21 protein-coding genes are annotated in these 21,139 nt (G+C 70.1%); all 21 read right to left on the bottom strand.

The features are described 5' to 3' along the window. Positions 1 to 17 precede the first annotated feature (17 nt). The gene (locus tag OG801_RS27675) at positions 18 to 878 is read right to left on the bottom strand and encodes an enoyl-CoA hydratase/isomerase family protein (protein ID WP_406032308.1); all 861 of its coding nucleotides are present in this window, start codon (positions 876 to 878) and stop codon (positions 18 to 20) included. Beyond that, positions 875 to 2,236, bottom strand: coding sequence for a Dyp-type peroxidase (locus OG801_RS27670; RefSeq protein WP_406032306.1), 1,362 nt, complete (start codon positions 2,234 to 2,236; stop codon positions 875 to 877). The genes OG801_RS27675 and OG801_RS27670 overlap by 4 nt, the downstream gene beginning before the upstream one ends. A 1-nt stretch (position 2,237) precedes the next feature. Further along, complete coding sequence (locus OG801_RS27665; RefSeq protein ID WP_406032304.1) at positions 2,238 to 3,386, bottom strand: DUF4331 family protein; 1,149 nt, start codon at positions 3,384 to 3,386, stop codon at positions 2,238 to 2,240. Between the two features lie 27 nt (positions 3,387 to 3,413). Beyond that, complete coding sequence (locus tag OG801_RS27660) at positions 3,414 to 3,962, bottom strand: hypothetical protein (RefSeq protein ID WP_406032303.1); 549 nt, start codon at positions 3,960 to 3,962, stop codon at positions 3,414 to 3,416. A 112-nt stretch (positions 3,963 to 4,074) separates the two neighbouring features. After that, positions 4,075 to 6,633: a LuxR C-terminal-related transcriptional regulator gene (locus OG801_RS27655; RefSeq protein ID WP_406032301.1), complete on the bottom strand. Its 2,559-nt coding sequence runs from the start codon at positions 6,631 to 6,633 to the stop codon at positions 4,075 to 4,077. Positions 6,634 to 6,859: 226 nt separating this feature from the next. After that, on the bottom strand, positions 6,860 to 7,390 hold the full coding sequence (locus tag OG801_RS27650) for a hypothetical protein (protein ID WP_406032300.1): 531 nt from the start codon (positions 7,388 to 7,390) through the stop codon (positions 6,860 to 6,862). Beyond that, on the bottom strand, positions 7,387 to 7,611 hold the full coding sequence (locus OG801_RS27645) for a hypothetical protein (RefSeq protein ID WP_355229393.1): 225 nt from the start codon (positions 7,609 to 7,611) through the stop codon (positions 7,387 to 7,389). Before OG801_RS27645 ends, OG801_RS27650 begins: the two co-directional genes overlap by 4 nt. Next, complete coding sequence (locus tag OG801_RS27640; RefSeq protein ID WP_406032297.1) at positions 7,608 to 7,889, bottom strand: hypothetical protein; 282 nt, start codon at positions 7,887 to 7,889, stop codon at positions 7,608 to 7,610. Before OG801_RS27640 ends, OG801_RS27645 begins: the two co-directional genes overlap by 4 nt. A gap of 119 nt (positions 7,890 to 8,008) precedes the next feature. Beyond that, positions 8,009 to 8,779 (bottom strand): hypothetical protein, encoded by a 771-nt coding sequence (locus OG801_RS27635; RefSeq protein WP_406032295.1) that lies wholly within the window; start codon positions 8,777 to 8,779, stop codon positions 8,009 to 8,011. Between the two features lie 99 nt (positions 8,780 to 8,878). Then, positions 8,879 to 9,256: an SHOCT domain-containing protein gene (locus OG801_RS27630; RefSeq protein WP_355017122.1), complete on the bottom strand. Its 378-nt coding sequence runs from the start codon at positions 9,254 to 9,256 to the stop codon at positions 8,879 to 8,881. A gap of 199 nt (positions 9,257 to 9,455) precedes the next feature. Further along, positions 9,456 to 10,919, bottom strand: coding sequence for an aspartate ammonia-lyase (locus OG801_RS27625; protein ID WP_406032293.1), 1,464 nt, complete (start codon positions 10,917 to 10,919; stop codon positions 9,456 to 9,458). After that, positions 10,916 to 11,920 carry an asparaginase gene (locus OG801_RS27620; protein WP_406032291.1) on the bottom strand — a complete coding sequence of 335 codons (1,005 nt, stop codon included), beginning with the start codon at positions 11,918 to 11,920 and terminating at the stop codon, positions 10,916 to 10,918. The genes OG801_RS27625 and OG801_RS27620 overlap by 4 nt, the downstream gene beginning before the upstream one ends. Next, positions 11,917 to 13,347: an amino acid permease gene (locus OG801_RS27615; RefSeq protein WP_406032289.1), complete on the bottom strand. Its 1,431-nt coding sequence runs from the start codon at positions 13,345 to 13,347 to the stop codon at positions 11,917 to 11,919. Before OG801_RS27615 ends, OG801_RS27620 begins: the two co-directional genes overlap by 4 nt. After that, positions 13,344 to 14,066 (bottom strand): FadR/GntR family transcriptional regulator, encoded by a 723-nt coding sequence (locus OG801_RS27610; protein WP_355017118.1) that lies wholly within the window; start codon positions 14,064 to 14,066, stop codon positions 13,344 to 13,346. The genes OG801_RS27615 and OG801_RS27610 overlap by 4 nt, the downstream gene beginning before the upstream one ends. A gap of 57 nt (positions 14,067 to 14,123) precedes the next feature. Then, positions 14,124 to 15,209, bottom strand: a complete 1,086-nt coding sequence (locus tag OG801_RS27605; RefSeq protein ID WP_406032288.1) for an MSMEG_0565 family glycosyltransferase — start codon at positions 15,207 to 15,209, stop codon at positions 14,124 to 14,126. Continuing rightward, positions 15,206 to 16,060, bottom strand: coding sequence for a carbon-nitrogen hydrolase family protein (locus OG801_RS27600; RefSeq protein ID WP_406032286.1), 855 nt, complete (start codon positions 16,058 to 16,060; stop codon positions 15,206 to 15,208). Before OG801_RS27600 ends, OG801_RS27605 begins: the two co-directional genes overlap by 4 nt. A gap of 42 nt (positions 16,061 to 16,102) precedes the next feature. After that, positions 16,103 to 17,422, bottom strand: a complete 1,320-nt coding sequence (locus OG801_RS27595) for an MSMEG_0569 family flavin-dependent oxidoreductase (protein WP_406032284.1) — start codon at positions 17,420 to 17,422, stop codon at positions 16,103 to 16,105. Further along, a complete protein-coding gene (locus OG801_RS27590) occupies positions 17,419 to 17,736 on the bottom strand; it encodes an MSMEG_0570 family nitrogen starvation response protein (protein WP_406032282.1) in 318 nt (105 codons plus the stop codon). Before OG801_RS27590 ends, OG801_RS27595 begins: the two co-directional genes overlap by 4 nt. After that, on the bottom strand, positions 17,729 to 18,640 hold the full coding sequence (locus tag OG801_RS27585; RefSeq protein ID WP_406032280.1) for a carbon-nitrogen hydrolase family protein: 912 nt from the start codon (positions 18,638 to 18,640) through the stop codon (positions 17,729 to 17,731). Before OG801_RS27585 ends, OG801_RS27590 begins: the two co-directional genes overlap by 8 nt. Beyond that, positions 18,637 to 20,055 carry an MSMEG_0567/sll0787 family protein gene (locus OG801_RS27580; protein WP_406032278.1) on the bottom strand — a complete coding sequence of 473 codons (1,419 nt, stop codon included), beginning with the start codon at positions 20,053 to 20,055 and terminating at the stop codon, positions 18,637 to 18,639. Before OG801_RS27580 ends, OG801_RS27585 begins: the two co-directional genes overlap by 4 nt. Continuing rightward, positions 20,052 to 21,131, bottom strand: a complete 1,080-nt coding sequence (locus OG801_RS27575; protein WP_406032276.1) for an MSMEG_0568 family radical SAM protein — start codon at positions 21,129 to 21,131, stop codon at positions 20,052 to 20,054. The genes OG801_RS27580 and OG801_RS27575 overlap by 4 nt, the downstream gene beginning before the upstream one ends. Positions 21,132 to 21,139: the final 8 nt, after the last annotated feature.

Below are 21,139 nucleotides of genomic sequence, written 5' to 3'. Positions count from 1 at the left end.
GGCGGATCACGTGTGGGTCAGAAGTCGGAGTCGGCGAAGATGGGTTCGCGGCCGTCGTTGAAGGCGCCGATGCCCTCGACGCGGTCGGGGTGGACCGCGGAGCGCCAGTGGGCGTCCATCATGATCGCGATGGCCTCCTCGATCGGCTGCCCCTCCCCCAGGTGCACGGCCCGCTTCACCGCCTGGACCGCGGTCGGCGAGTTACTGGCGATCTTGTCCGCGATCCGTAGTGCCGCTGACGCGAGGTCACCGGGTTCGTGCAGCTCGTTGACCATGCCCAGCCGGTATGCCTCCGCCGAAGGGATCGGGTCGCCGGTCATCAGCATCTGCAGCGCCTTGCCGCGCGGCAGCAGGCGGGGCAGCAGCGCCGGCGAGCCGCCCCCGGCCGCCAGGCCGAGCATCGCCTCGGGCTGACCGAACGTCGCGGCGGTCGAGGCGATGATGAAGTCGGTGCTCTGAGCCAGCTCGCAACCACCGCCGTACGCGATGCCGTTGACGGCGGCGAAGATCGGCTTGCGCAGCTGGCGCACGGTGTACAAAGTGCGGTCGAAGGCCTGGCGCTGGCGCAGCCAGTCCTCCTTGGTCATCGCCTTGCGCTGGCGCAGGTCGCTACCGACCGAGAAGGCCCGCTCCCCGGCGCCCGTCAGGATGACGACCCGTACGCGGGTTCGCACCGCGATCTCCTCGACGGCCTCGGTCAGCCGAGCGCCCATCTCGGTCGAGATCGCATTGTCGGCGTGGGGGCGGTTGAGCGTGATCCGGGCGACGCTGCGGTCGGACAGGTAGTCGAGGAGGATCGACGGTTCGGTCTCCTCGACGTCGGGGTCCGGTGGGGCGAAGTCGAGTGCGGCCCAGCGGTCGGTGCTCGAGGTGCTCATCTGCTTCCTCTCTCGGTGGCGGGGTCGTCGGGTTCCAGGTCCGCGAGCCAGCGCAGCGCACTCAGGCTCGGGGCGAAGCAGTACTCGCCGCCGCGGGTGACCACGAACGGCGGCAGGTCCTGGAGCCGTCGCCGGATCGGTCGTTGCGGGATCGTGAACGTGCCGGCCTCGCCGTGCGGACCGACGAGAGGGTCAGCCTCGAGCGGGGCGCCGATGAAGATCCCGTCGTTGAGCCACTGGGTCTTCACGAACTCGAACTGCCGTTTCAGGTGCGCACCGGCGAAGACGAACATGATGCCGCGCTCGGCCCCGTCGTCCTCGAGCACGCCGTCGGGCAGCGGCGGGCCGTAGCTGGTTCCGCGTCGGATCATCCGGTGCAGCCGCACGTCGACGCTGCCCTCGTGGTCCAAGGCGTCGCGAGGGTTGGCGCGGCGCGCGTGGGCACCGACCGGGCACTTGAAGCCGCGCGGGTCGTCACCGTAGGCGAAGTCGTTGTTGCGGGCCGGGTCACTCCCGAGCTCCGGGTCGTCGCGTTCCGGCGCGAGCGCGAGCGGGGCGCCGCTCTGCCAGCGGCCGACCATCTTCGCCCCGAGAAGCTCCTCCTCGGCGCGCGACCGCGCCCTCGCGCGCAGATAGGACCGGTACGCCGCCACCTTGGTGTGCAGCTTGCGGAACACGACGTACGTGCCATTGCGTCCCAACACCTCAGGAGACGGCATCGGAGCGAGCTCGCCCGTCTCGTCGGGGTAGCCGAGAATGATCTCTCCGGCCTTCAGCGGGGGCTCGCGCGAGTCGGTGGCAGGACGGCCGCTTCCTTCGACAGCCGGTTGACCGATGCCGTCCTTGAAGCCGAACGACGTACGTCCCGTCGCGAGCTGGTAGCAGTCCTGGCGCCAGATGAGCTCGATCCCGGGCAGCTCGGTATGGGCTCGGCGGGCCCTCTCAGCGACGGCCCGAAGCCGGTCCTCGTCGGGAGCGAGCACCGAGATGGCGACGTGGACGTCGGCACTTCCGAGGGGCTTCTCCCAATGGTCGGGACCACTCTCACCGACGTCACCCAGGATCTCGGCCCGGGCCGCCATGCCCTGCCGAAACTCGGGGGCGAAGCTGTCGAGGGACGCCTGCGGCACGCCGAGCGCCTTCAGTCCCTGGTAGGTGAACGCGACCGTCAGCGAGGTCTCGCCGGCCCCGCTGGCCTCGCCGTCGGCGGTGAGGAGCCGGTGCAGCCGACGGACCAGCTCGCGGCCGTCCCGGCGATCGCGGATGCTGAGCAGCAGGTAGACACCCAGGTACGGCGAGGGGCGCTCGAACAGCGCACCGGACTGGATGTCGTCGAGCTCGAGGATCACGTCGTCCATGTCAGTGATGCTCCGGAGGTTCAGGTGGGTCCGGGTTCGCCGCGACCAGATACGGGAACGTGCTGGTGGCCGGACGACTGGCGGAGTCGACACCGTCGCGGATCGTGGGGCCGTGGCCTGCGTTGACGAGCTGGGTGAAGAGCGCGTCCATCACGTCGTCGTTCAGGGCCCGTCCCCCGCAGGTCTGGTGCGGCTCGCCACGTCGGGCGGCCAGCTCGATCTCGAGGAAGGACCCCTGCTCGGCGTACGGGAGGGTGGGGTCGACGACCAGGTAGTCGGCGAGGACGAGGTCGGTGAGCGGGTGGCTCCCGTCCTCTCCGAGAGGCCAGTGCCGTTTGCCGTCGAGGCAGTCCCAGAACGCGAGGTTGGCATCCAGGCGCGCCCGGAATGCCCCGTAGTACGACTCGCCGAGGTGGAAGGCGTCCTCCATGTTGTAGAGGTCGCGGATCTCCAGATCGCGGTTGACCTGGTCGAAGTCCTTCGGCGCCAGCATCATGTTCTTCACCTCGGGCCGCCCGACCCGTTCGATGCGTACGTTGAACTCGCCCCGGGTCAGGGTCTCGGCGACGACGCCCACGAGCATCCCTCCTGGCAGGAGACCGGAGTCGATCTCGACCACGATGCTCAGCACGTTCTTGCCGTCCAGGAAGATCGACCCGTCCTCGGTGAACGCGAGCTTCCGCGTCGCGATCGTGGCCAGCGCGGCGCGGGCGTCCATGATGAACGGGTCCCAGCGCACCCCGGCGAAGACACGTACTCCCCCGCCAGCACCTCCGGACTCGTCGTTGACGCGGAAGGTGACCTCTTCGCCGCCCGGCGCGACGCAGCTGCCGTGCTGCTCGTGGTCCGGCCGACCGGTTTCCGGGTCCGTCACATGCTCCGGTGAGTCGAAGACGCAGTCGAGGACCACTTCCTCTTCACCCGGGACGAACACCCCGCTGGTCGAGCCCGCGGCAGGAGCGCTCAGCGGCCGCAGCCGGAAGCGGTAGAGCAACCCCGCCGAGAACAGGTCGGTGGGCTTGGCCATCGGCAGCGTGTTCATCACGAGAACGAGGCGGCCCGGGGAGTCGGGGCTCGGGAACGCGTAGAAGTCGGTGATGTCCGCGATCGGATCGGCCAGGGCACGCGGTCCTGAGATGTGATCAGACACTGCTGCTCCTCGCCCCGCTCGCGCGGGCTAGTCGCCGGCCTCGTCGAGCAGCGGCTGCATCGCGGGATGCTCGAGGATCTCGGCGGCCTCCGGGTGGTCGAGGACCTGCTGGAAGGCGCTGTTCACACGCTGCGCCTTGCGGATCTCCTTGACCGTCCCGCCGTAGTTGCGGGCGTACGCCGCGGCGCTCTGCTCGGCTCCCAAGACGAACGAGCGCACGGCCGCCACGTCCGGCAGTCCGTCGTACCCCTCGACATGGCTGAAGATCAGGTCGAAGAGTGCCAGCGTCGGACCCGAGGTGAAGAAGTCCTCCATGTAGGCGTCCCACGGACCGTCGAAGCTGGTGATGAACGCCAGCCGGGTGTCGTCGTCGAACAGCACGAATCGCGCCTCGTGGATGGTCTGGATCGCCATCCCGTAGTCGCCCGGCCGGTAGCCGGGGGTGTCCTGGAGCGCCTGCAATGCGTTGCGCAGGGACACCGACTCACCGGGTTTGACCCGGAAGAACAGGCTGAACTCGCTCGTCGGCCCGACACTCAGCCCGGGCTGCGGGGCGCTCACGTCTGGTGCGGTCACGGCTTCCTCCAGGTCTCCGGCTGGCGGGACTCCAGCCGTCTGACCGTAGAACGATGTCCGCGCCGATGACTTCATCCTCTGTGGATGAACCGAAGCGGCTCGAAGCCACTGCTCACTGCGGTAGGAGCCCCAGCTCGCGCGCACGTCTGACGGCAGCGTTGCGGCGACTGACACCCAGCTTTCGAAGGATGTTGCGTACGTGGGTGCGGATCGTGTTGACGGAGATGTACATGACGCCTGCGATCTCCTCGGTGGTGAGGAGGTTCGCCAGGTGCCCCAAGACCTCCATCTCCTTCTCCGTGAGCTCCTCGAACACGGGTGCGGGAGGGCCCGCCGGGGGCGAAGTCAGCGCGCCCTTCTGGACGGACAACCGCCGTGAAGGCGCCGTCGAGATCTCGAAGAGCCATTCGTGCTCAGCGCTCAGCTGCTTGTCCCGCACGAGCAGCTGCCGCACCACCGAGGGCGCCTCGTGGAACGGGCGTCGCACTCCTTCCTGCGAAGCCAGTGTGAGGGCCCGGTGGAGCGCCGCGTGTGCCCGCACTGACGGTCCGTCGTGGAGCCGACGCGCACACTCCACCAGCCAGCCGGAGACCTGGACCGGCACAGCAGCCCGCTTGGACAGGACCGTGGACATCGCGGCGTCGGCAGCGTCCGGATCACCCAGCTGCAGCTGCGCAAGCCCGACGACGAGGGCAGCCTCGGGCTGGTCGTCGAAGCACGCGACCTCAGCCATCGCCTCCGGCTCACCAGCCGCGACTCGAACGTGGGCGAGCTCGATGCGTAGCTGCTGACCGAGCCACCCCTTCTCGTCCATGACTCCGGCGGCCGCCTGCTCGAGCCTGCCGACTGCGCCCAGCCGGTCACCGTGCGCCACCTGGAGGCGCGCCCTGATCAGAGCCAGGAAGGCATCGGGAATCGGATCACGCAACGGCAGGTCCAGTCGCTCGACCGCCTGAACGTGATCGGCAGCCGCGCGCAGGTCGTACCGATCCATCTCCACCCAGCCGCGTGCTATCCGGGCGGCGGCCGACCGGTCTGCTGCGTTGGCACCGATGCGCTCGGCCGCACCGATCGCTCGATCCCCGAGCTTCGCGGCCCTGGAGAGCTTGCCTCGGCAGCAGGCGATGACGGCCTGGTAGCCCAGACACTCCACGAGTACGGCCTCGGACCCGGCGCTCACGGCCGCGGCGACGCCAGACTTGAACATCGCATCTGCCGTCGCCAGCCTTCCCTGGCGCAGGGCCGCGATGCCCTTGCTGACAAGGACGAGAGAGATCAGCTCGGGGCGGGAGTTCCCCTTCGGTCCGCGAGCCGGCGCTTCCAATGCCTGTTCGGCCGCCGTGGCGAGGGACATCGCTTCACCCGGGTCCTCCGACGCCTGCGCCCCCACGGCTTCCAGCACCCTGACCGCGACGTTCGTGGCCCAGGGATGAGAGCCTGATGGCTCCCCCGGCTCGGTCCGCACCTGAGCCAGTTCGTTCGTGAACCCGGTGGTGTCGCCGGCTCCTAACGCGAGGGTCGCTCTCACGACAGTGGACGCGGGGTCCTCCAGCTCGGACGGGATCGACCGCAGCGACCGGGTCAAGGCGCTCGTGCTGTCATCGAGCAGCAACTGGCCGACTGCCAGGTCGTCGACAACTTCTGCGGCCGCCTCTTCCCAGGCCTCGATCGCCACGAAGTGACCGACGGACGCAGTGACCTGACCGTCGTGGGCGTACCACTCAGCCGCCGTTCGTTGCAGGCGCCTCATCTCATCAGGCGATTCATAGGCGAGCACAGCGCGAAGGAGGTCCCGGAAGAGCGGGTGGTAGCGGTAGCACCCAGGACACCCCGATACGGGCTCGATGAGCACGTTGTCCCGGGTCAGAAGGTTCAGCGTACGTTCGGCCGTGGGACCGGCGAGCGCCTCGGCCAGTCCCGGTTGGATCGTGTCGGGAACGCTCGTCGCCAGGAGCAGGGCTCGTACGTCTGGGCTCTGGGCGGCCAGCACTTCGCCCACGAGGTACTCCGCGATGTTCCCGGTGTCGCCGACGATCTCCGCGACCGCGTGATCCGGCTCCGGTCGCAGCCGCAGGAGCTGTGCGCCGAACCGCAGCCCGGCCGCCCATCCCTTCGTCCGAAGGTTTAGCGCGTGCACCGAGTCCGGTGTCAGGGTCAGTCCCGCCCGCAGGGTCAGCTCACCGGCTTCCTCATCGGTGAAGGCGAGGTCCGACATCCGCACTTCGACGACCGTGTCATCGAGCCGGTATCGATACAGCGGAAGCACCGGATCGGACCGCGTCGCCATCACCAGCCGGAGACGGTCACCGGTGTGTCGCAACAGGAAGTCCAGATCTTCCGCCACGTCCGCGGAGAGCAGGTCGTATCCATCCACCACGACCGTCAGTCGGGCCGGGTGGCCGCAGACCGCCTCCGCAACCGTCCGGCGAACCTGGCGGTCGAGCGCGCCCTCATTCCTTCGGACCGTATCGGGTGAGACCGCTACGCCCAGGCTCTCGAGGCACCCGAAGAGACCGGGCCAGAACGCGGCATCCGTCCCCTCGAAGGTGATCCACGCTGTGCTGTCCTGCTCCCCGCCCGCCGCGACCCATTCCGCCACCAGGGCGGTCTTCCCGGTCCCAGCCGGCGCGCTGACCAGCACGAACGAGCAGTCGTCACTGCGATCGAGCATCTGCAAGAGGCTAGGCCGCGGCACATGTCCCGAGGGAACCGTCGGGATGCCGAACCAGCCGTCGCCCGGGTGAGGTCCCATCTCGTCGACGTGCCTCCTAGATCGAACCAAAGCGCACACGTGCGCCCAACGGATTGAACAGGGGGAACGTCAGTCCCGAGCGACTCTTTACGCTAGTACTACGTCCTGATGCCGTATATAGCCCGTATGCGTCAGCTCGCGTGGGTCAGTGCAGCAGGACCTTCATCCAGGTCAGCCCCAGGCCGAGCAGCCCACACGCCCCGGACGCGACCAAGGACCCAACCCACGAGCGGCCCGTCCGACGGAGCCAGAACAGCGGGATGAGAACCAGGAGCACGACGCCGGACCACATGGACCAGGCGATGGCACGTCCGTCATCGATCCACCCGATCGCTCCGAGGAACAGGATGAGCAGCGGGACGAACACACCCTCCACGATTCCGATCTCGTGACGTACGCCCGCGATGAGGACGCTGCGCCACGGCGCGAGCTCCGACCCCGATTCGGCCAGGATCGACGCGTAGACGTGCACGGTCCAGATCACGAAGCTGGAGACCACGGCGAAGGCGAAGACGCGGCCGGCGGAGTCGTCGAAGTGTGACGCTCCGACGATGACGGCGATGATCGAGACGAGGCCGTAGACGGCGCCGGCCACCGCGCCGGGCCCACGACCGAACCGCGTGTCCTGTCCACCGTGCGGCTCGCTGACCTCGCGACTCACATCCTCGCCGTTCATCGGAGGCCGGCCACCCGGATGCTCTCCACCGTCAGCCCCTCCGCATCCAGCATGCCCACGAGGTCGGCCACGCCGAGACCCGCGCCGGCAGTGGCTCGGAAGACGGTGCACGGCTGCCGCTCCACGGCATCCGGTTGCAGCGCACAACGGAGCACCGGACCCAGCTCGCCTTCGACGGTCAGCTCGAACACGACCTCTTCGTCGGGCCCAGCCTCACTCATGCGTCGCCCCCGCTCGGCTCCTCGTCCGCCGCCCCGGTGATGAGCCGTCGGACCTCCACGACCTCGAGACCGAAGGTCCGAAGTCTCGCGAGAAACCCGTGGAGCTCGGCTTGGTCCCGACACCGGCGGATCAACACGGTTCTCGTCTCTCGCGACGAGGTTTCGACGTCGACGAGCTGCACCAGGACCTGCTGCGGGACCAGCCCGGCAACCCGAATCTCGAAGGCCTGGGCATCGGCGGCATCGGCGGCTACCGACTCCCGCGGGTTCTGATCCATGATCTCAACTCGACTTCCCGCGCTCGGTGCCTGGCCGCTACAGCTGAAGCAATCCTGCTGCGGAAGCAGCGACGAGGCGTCGTCCGTGGCGGATGAGGACCACGGACTCGCCGGTGCGGCTACGTGGCCAGCTCGCTTGCGAAGTACGCGAGCGCTGTTGTGGTCTTGGTCTGCTGGTCGCCCGAGATCTCCAGCCCGCGCTTGACCAGGAACGCCTTGAGCTCGGCGGCGACCTGGAAGGCGTTCACGGGCGCGCATCTGGAGGAGAGCTCGAGGATTCGCGAGCCATCCGGGTAGAGCCACAGCTCGGCGACCAGCCGGCCGGCGTACTCCTGTGGTCTCAGCCTCTGCTTCAGGACGGTGATCGGACCAAGGCGCACCAGATCATCGAGATCGAGGTCCGAGGGAGCGTTGGCCCGGAAGAAGCTCTGCTGCTCCTTCGTGTAGAGCTTGTGGATCGCGCGCGTGCCCGCGGCGACCTCCTTGACGTCGGTGCGGCCGAGGGTCGCCTTCATCGAGGCCGAGCAGACGAAGCCTCCTGGCATCGCGTCGACCTCTACGGACAGGTTCTTCGACTTGCGCGCCGTCGAGACCTCTGTCGGGTTGACGGGCCGCACCTTCACGACGGAGTCGTCGTTCCGTCCCCGGATCCGGCGCGCGCGGACGACGACCCCGCGTCGATTGAGTGCGAGGTCAGCGGTGTCGAAGAAGTACACCTGCCGGATCTGGGCATCCAGCGGATCCAGCCCCAGTGCTGTCACCGCCAGAGGTCGTTCTGCGTTCGGCACCGTCATCTTGAGCTCGACGCTGTCGGCCTGCTTGGTCAGCTCGAGCAGCTCACCGAGCTGTTCGGCGGAGAGCAGTCCCGGTGGCTGGGCGCTTGTGGACATGGTCGGTCACGTTGCCACCCCGAGAAGGCCGGGGCATCACCCCGGCCGGACGACTGGCTCCGGGCAGCGCGATGACGAACGCGCTGGCGCGGAGGCCGGTCAGGTGGCCATGGCCTTCGCCTTGAGTGCGGCGAACTCCTCCGGGGTGATCGTCCCGGCATCGAGCAGCTGCTGAGCCTTCGCGATCTCCTCGGCGGGAGATGAGCTGGCGACCGAGCGGATGTATTCGTCCTGTGCCGCCCGGACGTGCTGGACCGCCTCGTTCTGGCGCTCCGCCATCCCCTTACCCCGGACGATCAGGTAGATCACGGCGATGAGGAACGGAAAGAAGACGAGACCGATCATCCAGACGGCCTTCATTCCACCGGAGACCGATTTGTCCCGGAAGAGGTCGGTGACGATGTTGAACAGGATCATCAGGTACGCCACGAAGGCGAAGGACACGATGATGAACCAGATGATGTCCCAGAAGCTCATGTGAGAAGTTCTCCTTCAATCGGGATGACGCAGAGAATGCTGGCCGGCACCCGAGGTCAGCTCAGCAACATGGACCCATGGTTGGCGCTGCAGCATGAGTTCCGTTCACCCGCAACGGGTGAACGTTGGCTCCATTCGGCCTGCAGGAACCGACCTACCCCGCACCAGGCGCTCCTCGGCAGCGATCGAGGAACAAGCGCTACGCGCCTGGTTCGGTACCCCCGACGTCCGAACCGATCAACTCGGGCATGCCGGGCTCCTCGGCGGTGCCGGGGTGCGCAAGGTGCTCGGGCCGAAGCAGATGGGCGAGCCGTTCGGGTGAGATCAGGCCATGCTCGAGGATCAGCTCGGCGACGCCACGACCGCTGTTGAGCGCCTCGCGGGCGATCTCGGTCGCGGCGACGTACCCGATCTCGGGGTTGAGCGCGGTGACGAGCCCGATGGAGCGCTCGACCTGGGCGCGGGTCAGATCGCTGTTGACCGTGATGCCCCGGACGCAGCGTTCGGCGAGCACGCGGCAGGCGGCGGCCAGGTGGGTGATGCTGCCGACCAATGAGTGCAGGATGACCGGCTCGAACGCGTTGAGCTGGAGCTGGCCCGCCTCGGCGGCCATGGTGACGGTGACGTCGTTGCCGATGACCTCGAACGCGACCTGGTTGACGACCTCCGGGATGACCGGGTTGACCTTGCCCGGCATGATCGAGGAGCCGGCCTGGACCGGCGGCAGGTTGATCTCACCGAGCCCGGCTCGCGGCCCGGAGGAGAGCAGTCGTAGGTCGTTGCAGGTCTTGGACACCTTGACCGCGACCCGCTTGAGCACGCCCGACAGGTGGACGAACGCCCCACAGTCCTGAGTCGCCTCGATCAGGTCCGGTGCGGTGACCAGCGGCAGACCGGTGATCTCGACCAGGTGACGACGGGCGATCTCGGCATATCCCGCGGGCGCATTGAGCCCGGTGCCGATCGCCGTCGCGCCCAGGTTGATCTCGTGCAGAAGCGTGACGGCCTCCTGCAGCCGGAGCCGGTCCTCGCCCAGCATCACCGCGTAGGTGCGGAACTCCTGGCCGACCGTCATCGGCACGGCGTCCTGGAGCTGCGTACGTCCCATCTTGAGGATGCCGCCGAACTCCTCGGCCTTCGCGGCGAACGCGTCCTCGAGGACCCGCATGACGTCGGCCAGCGCACCGACCGCGATGATGGTCGCGATGTTGACGGCGGTGGGGTAGGCGTCGTTGGTCGACTGGCTGAGGTTGACGTGCTCGTTGGGGTGGAGCTTGTCGTAGCTGCCCTTGTCGTGACCGAGCAGCTCGAGAGCACGATTGGCGATGACCTCGTTGGCGTTCATGTTGGTCGACGTACCCGCGCCACCCTGGATGACGTCGACGACGAACTGATCGTGCAGCTCGCCGGTGCGGATCTCCCGGCACGCGGACGCGATGGCCCGAGCACGCTCGGGGTCGAGGAGGCCGAGCTCGAGGTTGGCGAGCGCGGCGGCCTCCTTGACGGCGGTCAGGGCGTTCACCAGGTGGGGATAGGTGCCGATCGTGGTGCCGGTGATGGCGAAGTTGGCGCGGGCGCGGGCGGTGTGAACACCCCAGTACGCCCCTGCGGGGACGTCGAGATCGCCGAGGAGGTCGTGCTCGCGGCGGGTCGGTCGGGTCATGGCTTCTCTCTCAGGTCGGGGTGGGTCTGGGTGAGCGCGCCGGAGGGGCGCAGGCCGGTCGGAGCGAACGGAGCCAGGACGTCGGGTGCGACCCCGCTGTCGACCAGCAGGGCGAGCAGCGCGGGGAGGCGGGCCCGATCGGCGCCGTCGGCGACCTTGAACGCGAGGCTGCTGCCGTCGGGCAGGGCGGCTACCTGGACCCCTTCGAACCCGTCTTTCGCCAGCAGTCCGGGAACTGCCCGCATCAGGGTGGTGACGTCACGGCGGCTGCCGGCGACCATCTCGGGGTGGCGCCGCATCGCCGCCGCGACCCGCTGCTCGGGGCTGTCGTCTGGCGCGAGCACGAGGCGCTGGACGGCGCGCGCGAGCCCGTGCAGCGAGATCCCGAAGAGCGGGGTGCCGCAGCCGTCTGCGGTTACCGTCGCGGCCCGTTGCCCGGTGAGGTCCTCGATGGTGGCGCGGACGGCGACCTGAAGCGGGTGCATGGGATCGAGGTAGCGATCGTGCGCCCAGCCCACGGCCGCGCAGGTCACGACCATCGCGGCGTGCTTCCCCGAGCAGTTGTGCGCGAGCTGGCTGGGCAGCCGGTCGGCGCGCAGCCATGCCTCGCGCTCGACCGGGTCGTACGGCAGGTCCGGCGGGTTCCGCAACGCGTCCTCACCGAGACCGGCGGAGACCAGCAATCGGCGCGCTCCCGACAGATGAACCGCCTCGCCGGAGTGGCTGGACGCGGCGAGCGCGAGCAGGTCGTCGCTGACGTCGAGTCCGGCGCGCACCATCGCCACCGCCTGCATCGGCTTGGCTGCCGACCGCGGGTAGAACGCCGCCTCGATGTCGCCGACCGCCAGGCGTACCCGGCCGTCGGGATCGAGCAGGACGGCCGAGCCGTGGTGGAGGCCCTCCACCATCTCACCGCGCCAGACCTCGACCAGCGGCTCGTGGGCGGGCACCCGCATCGGAGCCGCATCGGCGATCTGCGGCATCAGGTCAGACCCGCTCATCGCACCTCCATGGCCGAGCTGTCGATCCGGTCGCGGACCAGGAACCAGCCACCGACCAGGGCCACCAGCAGCACCGGCATCGCGAGCAGCGTGATCCGACCGACGTGGTCGAAGAACATCAGGATCAGGACCAGGGCGAGGAACGCCAGCGCGATGAACTGCGGCACCGGCGACCGCGGCACCCGGAAGGCGGGACGCTCGACCTCGCCGGTGCGGCTGCGGCGCACGAAGATCGTGTGACTGATCAGGATGATTGCCCAGGTGGCGATGATGCCGACCGACGCCAGGTTGAGGACGATCTCGAACGCCTGGGCGGGCACGACGTAGTTGAGCCCGACACCGAGGACGCAGACGCCGGCCGTCATCAGGATGCCGCCGTAGGGCACCTTGTGCCGGTTCATCGCCGCGGCGAAGCGAGGAGCCGTGCCCGCAGCGGCGAGCGAGCGCAGGATCCGGCCCGTGGAGTAGAGCCCGGAGTTGAGGCTCGACATCGCGGCGGTGAGCACCACGAGGTTCATCACGTCACCCGCACCGGGCACGCCGACCCGGGACAGCACGGTCACGAACGGGCTCTCGTCAGCGGAGTAGGCCGACCAGGGCAGCAGCATCGCGAGCAGCACGACCGAGCCGACGTAGAAGATGCCGATGCGCCAGATGATCGTGTTGATCGCCCGGGGCATGACGCGGCGCGGGTCCGCGGTCTCACCTGCGGCGACGCCGACCAGCTCGATGGAGGCGTAGGCGAAGACGACGCCCTGGATGACCAGAACCATCGGGAGTACGCCGGCGGGGAACATCCCGCCGTGATCGGTGATCAGCTGGGGTCCGGGAGTGGTGCCGTCGATCGGGTGCCGGGTCACGATGAGGAAGATCGCGATCGCCATGAAGACCACCAACGTGGCCACCTTGACCAGTGCGAACCAGAACTCCATCTCGCCGAACAGTCGCACCGAGAGGAGGTTGAGCGTCAGCACGATCACCAGGGCACCCAGGGCGAGCACCCATTGCGGGACCGGCGCGAAGAACGACCAGTAGTGCGCGTACAGCGCGATCGCGGTGATGTCGGCGATGCCGGTGGTCGACCAGTTCAGGAAGTACATCCAACCGGCGGTGTAGGCGCCCTTCTCGCCGAGGAACTCGCGGGCGTAGGAGACGAAGGCACCGGAGGACGGGCGGTAGAGGATCAGCTCACCAAGGCAGCGCACGACGATGAACGCGACGAGGCCGCACGCGGCGTACGCGATCGCCAGCGACGGCCCGGCACTGGCCAGGCGTCCGCCGGCGCCGAGGAACAGGCCGGTCCCGATGGCGCCGCCGATCGCGATCATCGTGATGTGGCGTGGCGTCAGGGACTTGCCGTAGCCCTCGTCGCCCGCGTCGGCGGGCTGGGGCAGGGCTTCGGTCCCGGTGGAGGTTGGCAGGGTCATCGGTCGGTGTTCCTGTCGGTGGTGGGGTCACGGACGATGTCCTCGAGCGCGCCGTCGACGTGCTCGAGGTGGGCGCGCATCGCCGCCTCGGCGGTGTCCGAGGACCCGGAGGCGATGGCGTCGACGATCAGGCGGTGCTCGGCGTCGGAGGCCGTACGCCGCGTCTCGTCGAGCTTGTTGAGCAGGGCGGACTGGGTGGCGAGGGCCTCGCGGATCTCTTCGATCACCTTGCCGAAGACCGGGTTGGCAGACGCGCGGGCGATGGCGATGTGGAACAGGGAGTCGAGTGCGACCCAGACCGCTCCGTCCTCCTCGCGCTCCATCCGTTCGAGCAGGCTGCGCATCTCGTCGAGGTCGTCACCGCTGTGCCGAGCCGCGGCGTACCCGGCGGCCGGCACCTCGACATGTCGACGTGCCTCCACCAGGTCGCGTGCGGAGTAGCTGCCGAATGTCGGGTTGTCGGCGGCACGGTCGGAGACCACGAACGTGCCCCGCCCCGTCTGCGACTCCGTCATGCCGAGCGCCTGCAACGCCCGCAGCGCCTCGCGGACGACCGGGCGGCTGACCCCCAGATCGCGGACCAGGGTCGCCTCGGAAGGCAGCCGGGTGCCGACGGGGAAGGTGCCGGACTCGATCTCCGAGCGCAGCTCGGCGAGGACGAGCTCCATGGCGTTGGCACGCCGGATCGGTTTGACTGTTTGCCTGTCTGACAGGTTCATGGCGATGAGTGTGATGGGCGTCACCGGCGACTGTCAACCCGGCAAGGCTCTGGAACCTCAGATGCGGCTGTAGAACTCGCGGTGGGCGTGGGCGGCGCGGGCCCAGGTGTAGCCGGCGGCGAGGTCCCGCCCGCCGGTCGGGTCCGGCCGCGTGTCCAGGATCTTGCCCAGCGCCAGGGAGATCTCCGCCGGCGTCGTGGCGTAGGCGACGGCCTCGCCGAAGACCTCGCGCAGCACGGGCAGGTCGCGGGCGACGACGGGTACGCCCGCGGCCAGGGCCTCCAGGGCCGCGAGCCCGAAACCTTCCTTGGTCGACACCATCGCGAGGGCGCCGGCCTCGGCAACCAGCGATGGGAGCTCGTCCTCCTCGAGCACTCCGGTGATGACGACGGGTACGTCCAGCTCGCGGGCCCGGGCGTCGAACGCCGCCCGGTAGTCGCGGTAGTCGAAGAGGGTCTCCCCGCCGCCGAAGACCAGCTTCAGGTCGGCCTGACTGGGATCGGAGGCGCGCAGTGCGGCGTACGCCTCGAGCAGGTCGAGCGATCCCTTGCGCGGCTCGATCCCACCGAGGGCGAGCACGTAGCGGCCGAGCCGCTCTCGCCAGGCCTCGCGCCCGGCGGCGTCGCCGGCTCCGGCCGCGAACCGGGCGGCGTCGACGCCGTTGGGGATGACCGTGGGCGCGTACCCCCATCCGGCCGCGACCTCGTCCGCGACCGATTGCGAGACGCAGATCCGGGCGTACGGATCGACGACCGCCTTCTCGTGGCAGGCGGCGAGCTGCGGGGTGGTGAAGTGGTCGAGGTGGTGGATGGTGCGGATGCAGGGCAGGGCGGCGTTGGCGCTGATGCAGTCCTGGGCATGCACGATGTCGTAGCGGTCACGCTGCTGCGCGAAGGCGGCTCGCAGCACGTCGATGGAACGTACGATCCGCTCCCCCACCGACTCATCGTCGCGGGCCTGGAACGGCACCGCGTGGACCGTGACGGCGGGGTCGACCGGCCGGAAGAACGCGGTGTCGCCGTGGCGGCCGAGGGTCCAGACATGGACGTCCTCACCGAGCGCCGCCAGTGCCTCGGCCAGCGCCAGCGTGTGCACGACCCCGCCGCGGGGCCGAGTGGAGTACGTCAGCAGCGCGATCCTCATCGCGAGGTCCCCGGGAACGTGTAGGCCGTCGGGGTCAGCTCCTTGAGATGATGGAGGACCCGCCGGGACCGGGCGATCTCCGCCTCGACGTCGATCTCCGCGACGGCGAGGCCACCCTTGGAGGTCGTCCGAGCCAGGATCTCGCCGCCGGGACCGACCACCTTGGCCTGTCCCAGGAACCGCAGCCCGCCCATGACGCCGGTCTGGTTGGAGGAGACCCACACGACCTGGTTCTCGGCGGCCCGGGCCTGGTCGTAGAGGTCGAAGAGCCGCGACTGGCGGTCCTGCGGGAGCCGCGAGGCGCGGTCGGTGACCGAGGCCGGCCAGGCCGAGAGACAGGCGATCACCGAGGCACCGTCGAGGGCGAGGGTGCGGGCCGCCTCCGGGAACGTCTTGTCGTAGTCGATGAGCATCCCGAGCCGCCCGACCGGGGTGTCGAAGGCCGCGAACCCCTCCCCCGCCGCGTAGACCAGCGACTCGCCGGCCGGCTGGTGCACCTTGCGGTGCCGTCCGAGCACGCCGTCACCGCTGAGACAGACGGCGGAGTTGTAGAGCCGCGCCTGGCCGTCGACGACGACCTCCTCGGCGTAGCCGAGGCAGACCACCATCTCGCCGGCCATCGCGATCATCCGGCCGATCTCGAAGGAGTCCTCGTTCAGGGCCGGCGGCAACGCGTGCGGGTCGGGGTGACGCAGGTCGGAGAGGTAGCCACCGAGGGTCGCGTCGGGCAGCACCAGAAGGCGTACGTCGTTGCGCCGGGCGTCCTCGACGATCCCTTCGAGCTTGGCGACCGCGCGCGCCAGATCGCGTCCGAAGTGGGCCGCGACCGCCCCGATGCGTACCTTCGACATGCTCCTCAACCTATCCGTCCTCGATCGTGGGTGGACGATGCCTCAGGCGACCGCCGCCGAGGTGTCCAGCGGGCCGGGTGAGCGGCGCCGGGCCAGCTCGGCGGCGGGCTCGACGGTCCGGAGGCCGTTGCCGGTGATGGTGCCCGCGATGTGCTCCGCGTCGGCGGCGATGCCGAGGTAGCGCCCCGAGCCCCAGGTGTGCAGCCAGGGCAGGCCGAGGAAGGAGAGCCCGGGGACCGCGGTCACGCCGCGTGTATGGGTCGGTCGTCCCGTGCCGTCGAAGACACCCACCCGGACCCACCGGTAGTCGGGCCGGTAGCCGATCGCCCAGATCACCGTCGAGACCCCCGCCGCGGCGAGGTCGAGGGCGGTCGGGTCCGACTCCGTCTCCCAGACCGGGCGATAGGGCTCCGCCGGTGGGACGTCGAGGTCGCGCGAGGCGATGTGGGCGTCGATGTCGCGGCAGATCGAGCGGTAGACGTCGTCGGCCGAGCCGAGCGCATCCCGCAGCGTCGGCTCGAGCACGAGATCGGTGCCTGCCCCGGAGGCGAGCCGGCCGTAGAGCCGCATGCCCTCGGCCGCGAACTGACGCAGGTCGATGTCGCGGCCGCCGTCGCGGCCGGTGACGTAGTGGTTGGTCTTCTCCCGCGCGGCCAGGCCGCCCGGGTAGCTCGTGACCGGGGTGTCGTAGAGGCCCATCTCGGCCAGCCAGGTCATGCAGTCGCGGCCGCGGTGGAATCGGGCGACCCGTGGCGCGTCGCCGATCGCGAGATGCACCTGGCGTCCCTCCAGGTGCAGGTCCTCGGCGATCTGCGCGCCGGACTGGCCCGAGCCGACCACCAGCGCGCCGCCCGGGCGAAGCCTCGAGGCGCTCTTGTAGTCGGCCGAGTGCAGCTGGTCGATGGCGGGGTCGAGCGCGGGTGCCCAGGCCGGGACGACCGGTACGTGGTAGCCGCCGGTGGCGACCACGACGTGCTCGACCTCCCAGGTCTCGGCGCCATCGGGGCCTTCGGCCTCGACCAGGAACCCGCCTCCCGCGCGTTGGGTCAGCGAGGTCACCCGGGTGTGCTCGCGCAGCGGCGGGCCGAAGGTCGGCGCGTAGCCGGCGAGCCAGGCCACCACCTCGTCGCGAGTCATGAAGCCGTCCGGGTCGGGGCCGGCGTATTCGTAGCCGGGCAGGCGGCAGTGCCAGTTGGGCGTCACGAGGGTGAAGTTGTCCCAGCGGGTGTCGGTCCACTCGTGGCCGGCGGTGCCTGCCTCGAGGACGACGTGGTCGACCCCGTCGCGGACGAGGAACCAGCTCGCGGCCAGGCCGGCCTGCCCGCCGCCGACGATCGCGACGGTGGCACGGTGCGTGGTCATCGGGTCTCCTGCGGATTCGGGGTGGCGGGTAGGGGCGGATGCATGGCGAGGACCGTGACGCGCTGATCGGACGTGTACGCCGCTGCCGAGGCCCGCAGCTGGTCGGAGGTTGCCATCGCGCTGGTGCAGGCGAAGCCGAACTTCGCCCGCACCCGCTCCGAGGCGGTGGCCAGGGCGGTGCGGCTGCGGTCGAGGAAGTCCTCGACGGCGTACGTCCGGCCGGTCACCAGATGGTCGTGCACCACCAGCGAGGGTGAGTAGCAGTCCTCGACCCTGCCGTCGGGCCAGCGCACGGTGAAGGTCATCTCAGGCATGACCCTCACCCACCGGGGAGAGCGGATCGGCGGTCGCCAGCGCGGAGGGGTATGCCTCGGGCCGGCGGTCACGGAGGTGGAACATCGCCCGGCGCGCCGTCGTCAGAGCGCTGGGCACGTCGAGCTCGGCCACGGCCATGCCGGCCTCGACGCCGGTGGTCGCCAGGATGTCGCCACCCGGCCCGACCACCTTCGCGTTGGCGACGAAGCGGAGCTTGCCGAAGGTCCCGTGCTGGTTGGAGGCCAGCCAGACCACCTGGTTCTCGAGCGCCCGGGCGGCGTCGAAGAGGTTGAACCGCTTCGTCCACCGGTCGTCCTCGATCGAGGCACTGGTGGCGGTGCGTGAGGCCGGCCAGGCGGAGATGCAGGCGATGACCTCGGCGCCGTCGACGGCCAGCGCCCGCGCTCCCTCGGGGAACGCCTTGTCGTAGCAGATCATGGTGCCGATCCGGCCGGCCGGTGTGTCCACGCAGCCGAACCCGTCCCCGGCCGCGTAGTAGAGGTTCTCTCCGAGCGGCTGGTGCACCTTGCGGTGGGCGCCGAGCACGCCGTCGCCGGTGACGACGGCGGCGGTGTTGTAGCGGTCCGCACCGTCGGACTCGCACAGACCCACGACCACGGTCATGTCCGCGGCCAGCTCGGCGACCCGCCGGAGCTCGGGGCCGTCGATGTCCATCACGGGCGGGAGGTCCTCGGGCGTCTCGTCGTGGCTGCCGTCGCGGCCCGCCCCGAGCACGGAGAGGTAACCGCCGAGGCAGGCCTCGGGGAGGGCGAGCAGACCGACGCCGGCGTGCCGGGCGTCCTCGATGAGGCCGCCGATCTGGGCGAGGTTCTGGTCCACGTCCCGGCCGAAGCCGGCGCAGACGGCGGCCACGGCGGTGCCGGGCTGAGTGCTGGTGGTCATGTCGCTGGTCCTAGTCCGGTGACGGTGTGGTCGATGGCGTCGGTGACGGTGCCGTCCGGCCAGCGCAGGCCGACGCCTGTGCCGGGGACGAGCTCGCCGCAGACGGCGGAGGAGAGGAAGCCAGGCAGCTCGGGTCGCACCTCGGTGCGGCCGGGCGCCTGCGCGGTGAGCATCGCGAAGCCCGGGAAGCAGGTGAGCCAGTCCGCGGTCGATGCGGTGCGCGGGGTGGGGACGGCGCCGACGTCGATGATCGCGCGGCAGCCGCTGGCCTCGGCCAGCATCCCGGCGGTGCCGACCGTTCCGGCCATGCTGACGTCCTTGGCCGCAGTCGGCGCCAGCGAGGGCACGACTCCGGACAGCGCCCGCAGCTCGGCCGAGGTGCGGTGCGAGGACGAGTCCCACTGACGGCCGCGGTAGCCGGGCCGCCATCCTCCGCCCAGGTCCGCGCTCAGCCTCAGGAGATCACCGGGCGCTCCCCCACCGCCCGGGACCGGCCGCTCGGTGCGTCCCAGAGCGGTCACCGAGAGCGCGGCCGGGACGCCGAGCTGGGTGTGCCCACCGAGGACCGGTACGCCCCACGCCCGCGCGGCCTCGGCCAGACCGCGCACGATCCGGCGGGCGAAGGAGGCGTCGCGGGCTCCGATGGCGTCGAGCAGCCCGACCGGCGCCGCGCCCATCGCGGAGAGGTCGTTGACGTTGACGAGGACCGCGCACCACCCGGCCCACTCCGGGTCGCGCTCGACCATCGAGGGAAGGATCGCGTCGCAGGCCGCGACCAGGTCGCTGCCCGGGATCGGAGCCCCGTCGTCACCCCGGAATCCCGGAGTCGACTGCCCCACCAGGGCGCCGACCAGATCGCCCAGCGGCGCCTTGGTGGCCTCGGACAGCTGCCGGATGCGTCGGACCGGCCACTCCATCACGACATGGGTCATGTCGTGGAGGTGGACCCGCTCGCGCGGGATCCAGCCGAGCCTGCGGAACAGCCCCTCGTTCCGGGACTGGACGGTGGCGTCGAAGCGGAGCGCACCGGCCTGCTCGGCGGCGGCGCAGGCCGCTCGGACCAGCGCCGCGCCGACACCGAGAAGCTGGCGTGCGTCCTGCTTGACCGCCAGCCGGCTCCCCCGCCACCAGCCCACATCGCGGCCATCCGGCTGCGCCGGGTGAAGGCGTACGCCGCCCAGGACCTCACCGTCGTCCGAGCGGGCGAGCAGGACGATCCGGCGTGGGTCGTCGTCGACCTCGTCGAGATCGGAGCCCGCGAAGAGGCCTTGCTCGGTGACGAAGACCTCCCTGCGCAGCTGGAGGTACGCCTCCAGGTCCACCGCGGTCTCGGCTCGGAACACGGTGTAGCCCTCGAGGCTCGGCGAGCGGCGTACGGCACCAGCGAGGATGACGTCGTCGAGGAGCTCGGTCATGCCGACTCCTCGCCACAGGCACCGAGTGCGGAGCAGGCGCCGCACGAGGCGCAGCCGGCGGCCTGGTCAGCGCCGGCCATGCCGGCTCGGCGCAGGAGCGCGGCGACCCGCGAGGTGACCCGGTAGACGTCGGCGTGCGGCGGCGCCTCGACGCCGTCGACGTCCTTGGCGAGGGTCCCCTCCAGCGGGCGGTAGGGCACGACGAAGGGATAGACGCCCATCGCGATGAGCTCCTCGCAGCCGGCGACGAGCTCATCGGGATCCTCGCCGAGACCGACCAGGAGGTAGGTCGAGACCTGGTTCCAGCCGAACACCCGGACCGCCTCGGCCCAAGCTGCCCGGTATTCGCTCATCGGCACCGCGCCCTTGCCCGGCATCCAGCGAAGCCGGGCCGACTCGTCGAGCGACTCGACATGGATGCCGATCGAACGGGCACCTGCGTCGTACAGCTCCTGGATCGAGGCGAGGTCACCAGGCGGCTCGCACTGCACCTGGATCGGGAGGTCGGGCACGGCCTCGCGCACCGCGCGCACGCAGCGCGCCAGATGGGTCGCCCCACGGTCACGGCCCCGGGAGGTGCCGGTGGTCATCACCATCTGGGTGACCCCGTCGAGCTCGACCGCGGCCTTGGCGACCTCGGCGAGCTGGGCGGGCTGCTTGACCGCGATCGTCGAGCCCTGGCGCAGCGACTCCTCGATCGCGCAGAACCGGCAGCGCTCCTCCACGGCGTAGCGCGCACAGGTCTGCACGACGGTGGTGGCGAGCACGTTGGCCGAGTGCAGGCGAGCGATCTTGTCGTAGCCGACACCGTCGGCGGTCACCAGATCGTAGAAGCGGGGCCGGGCGACGGCCTCGACCCCGAGACCGGTGTCGGCTCCGTCGAGGAGCAGCTTGCCGCCGCGTACCGAATAGGGGCTTCGGGGGTTGAGCGGGATGGCCGCGCCGACCCCGTCCAGGAGGACGTGCCCGTCGTCGCTCGGCCCCGCGCCCGAGCGGCGGGCGACCGGGGCGTCGAGCAGGCGGATCCCCTGGATGGCGACGTCGACGCGGGTGCTGGACGAGATCGGCGAGGTCATGGCCGGAC

The organism is Nocardioides sp. NBC_00163, assembly GCF_045206295.1.
GTDB lineage: Bacteria > Actinomycetota > Actinomycetes > Propionibacteriales > Nocardioidaceae > Nocardioides.
This window is presented reverse-complemented; position numbering and strand designations above follow the sequence as displayed.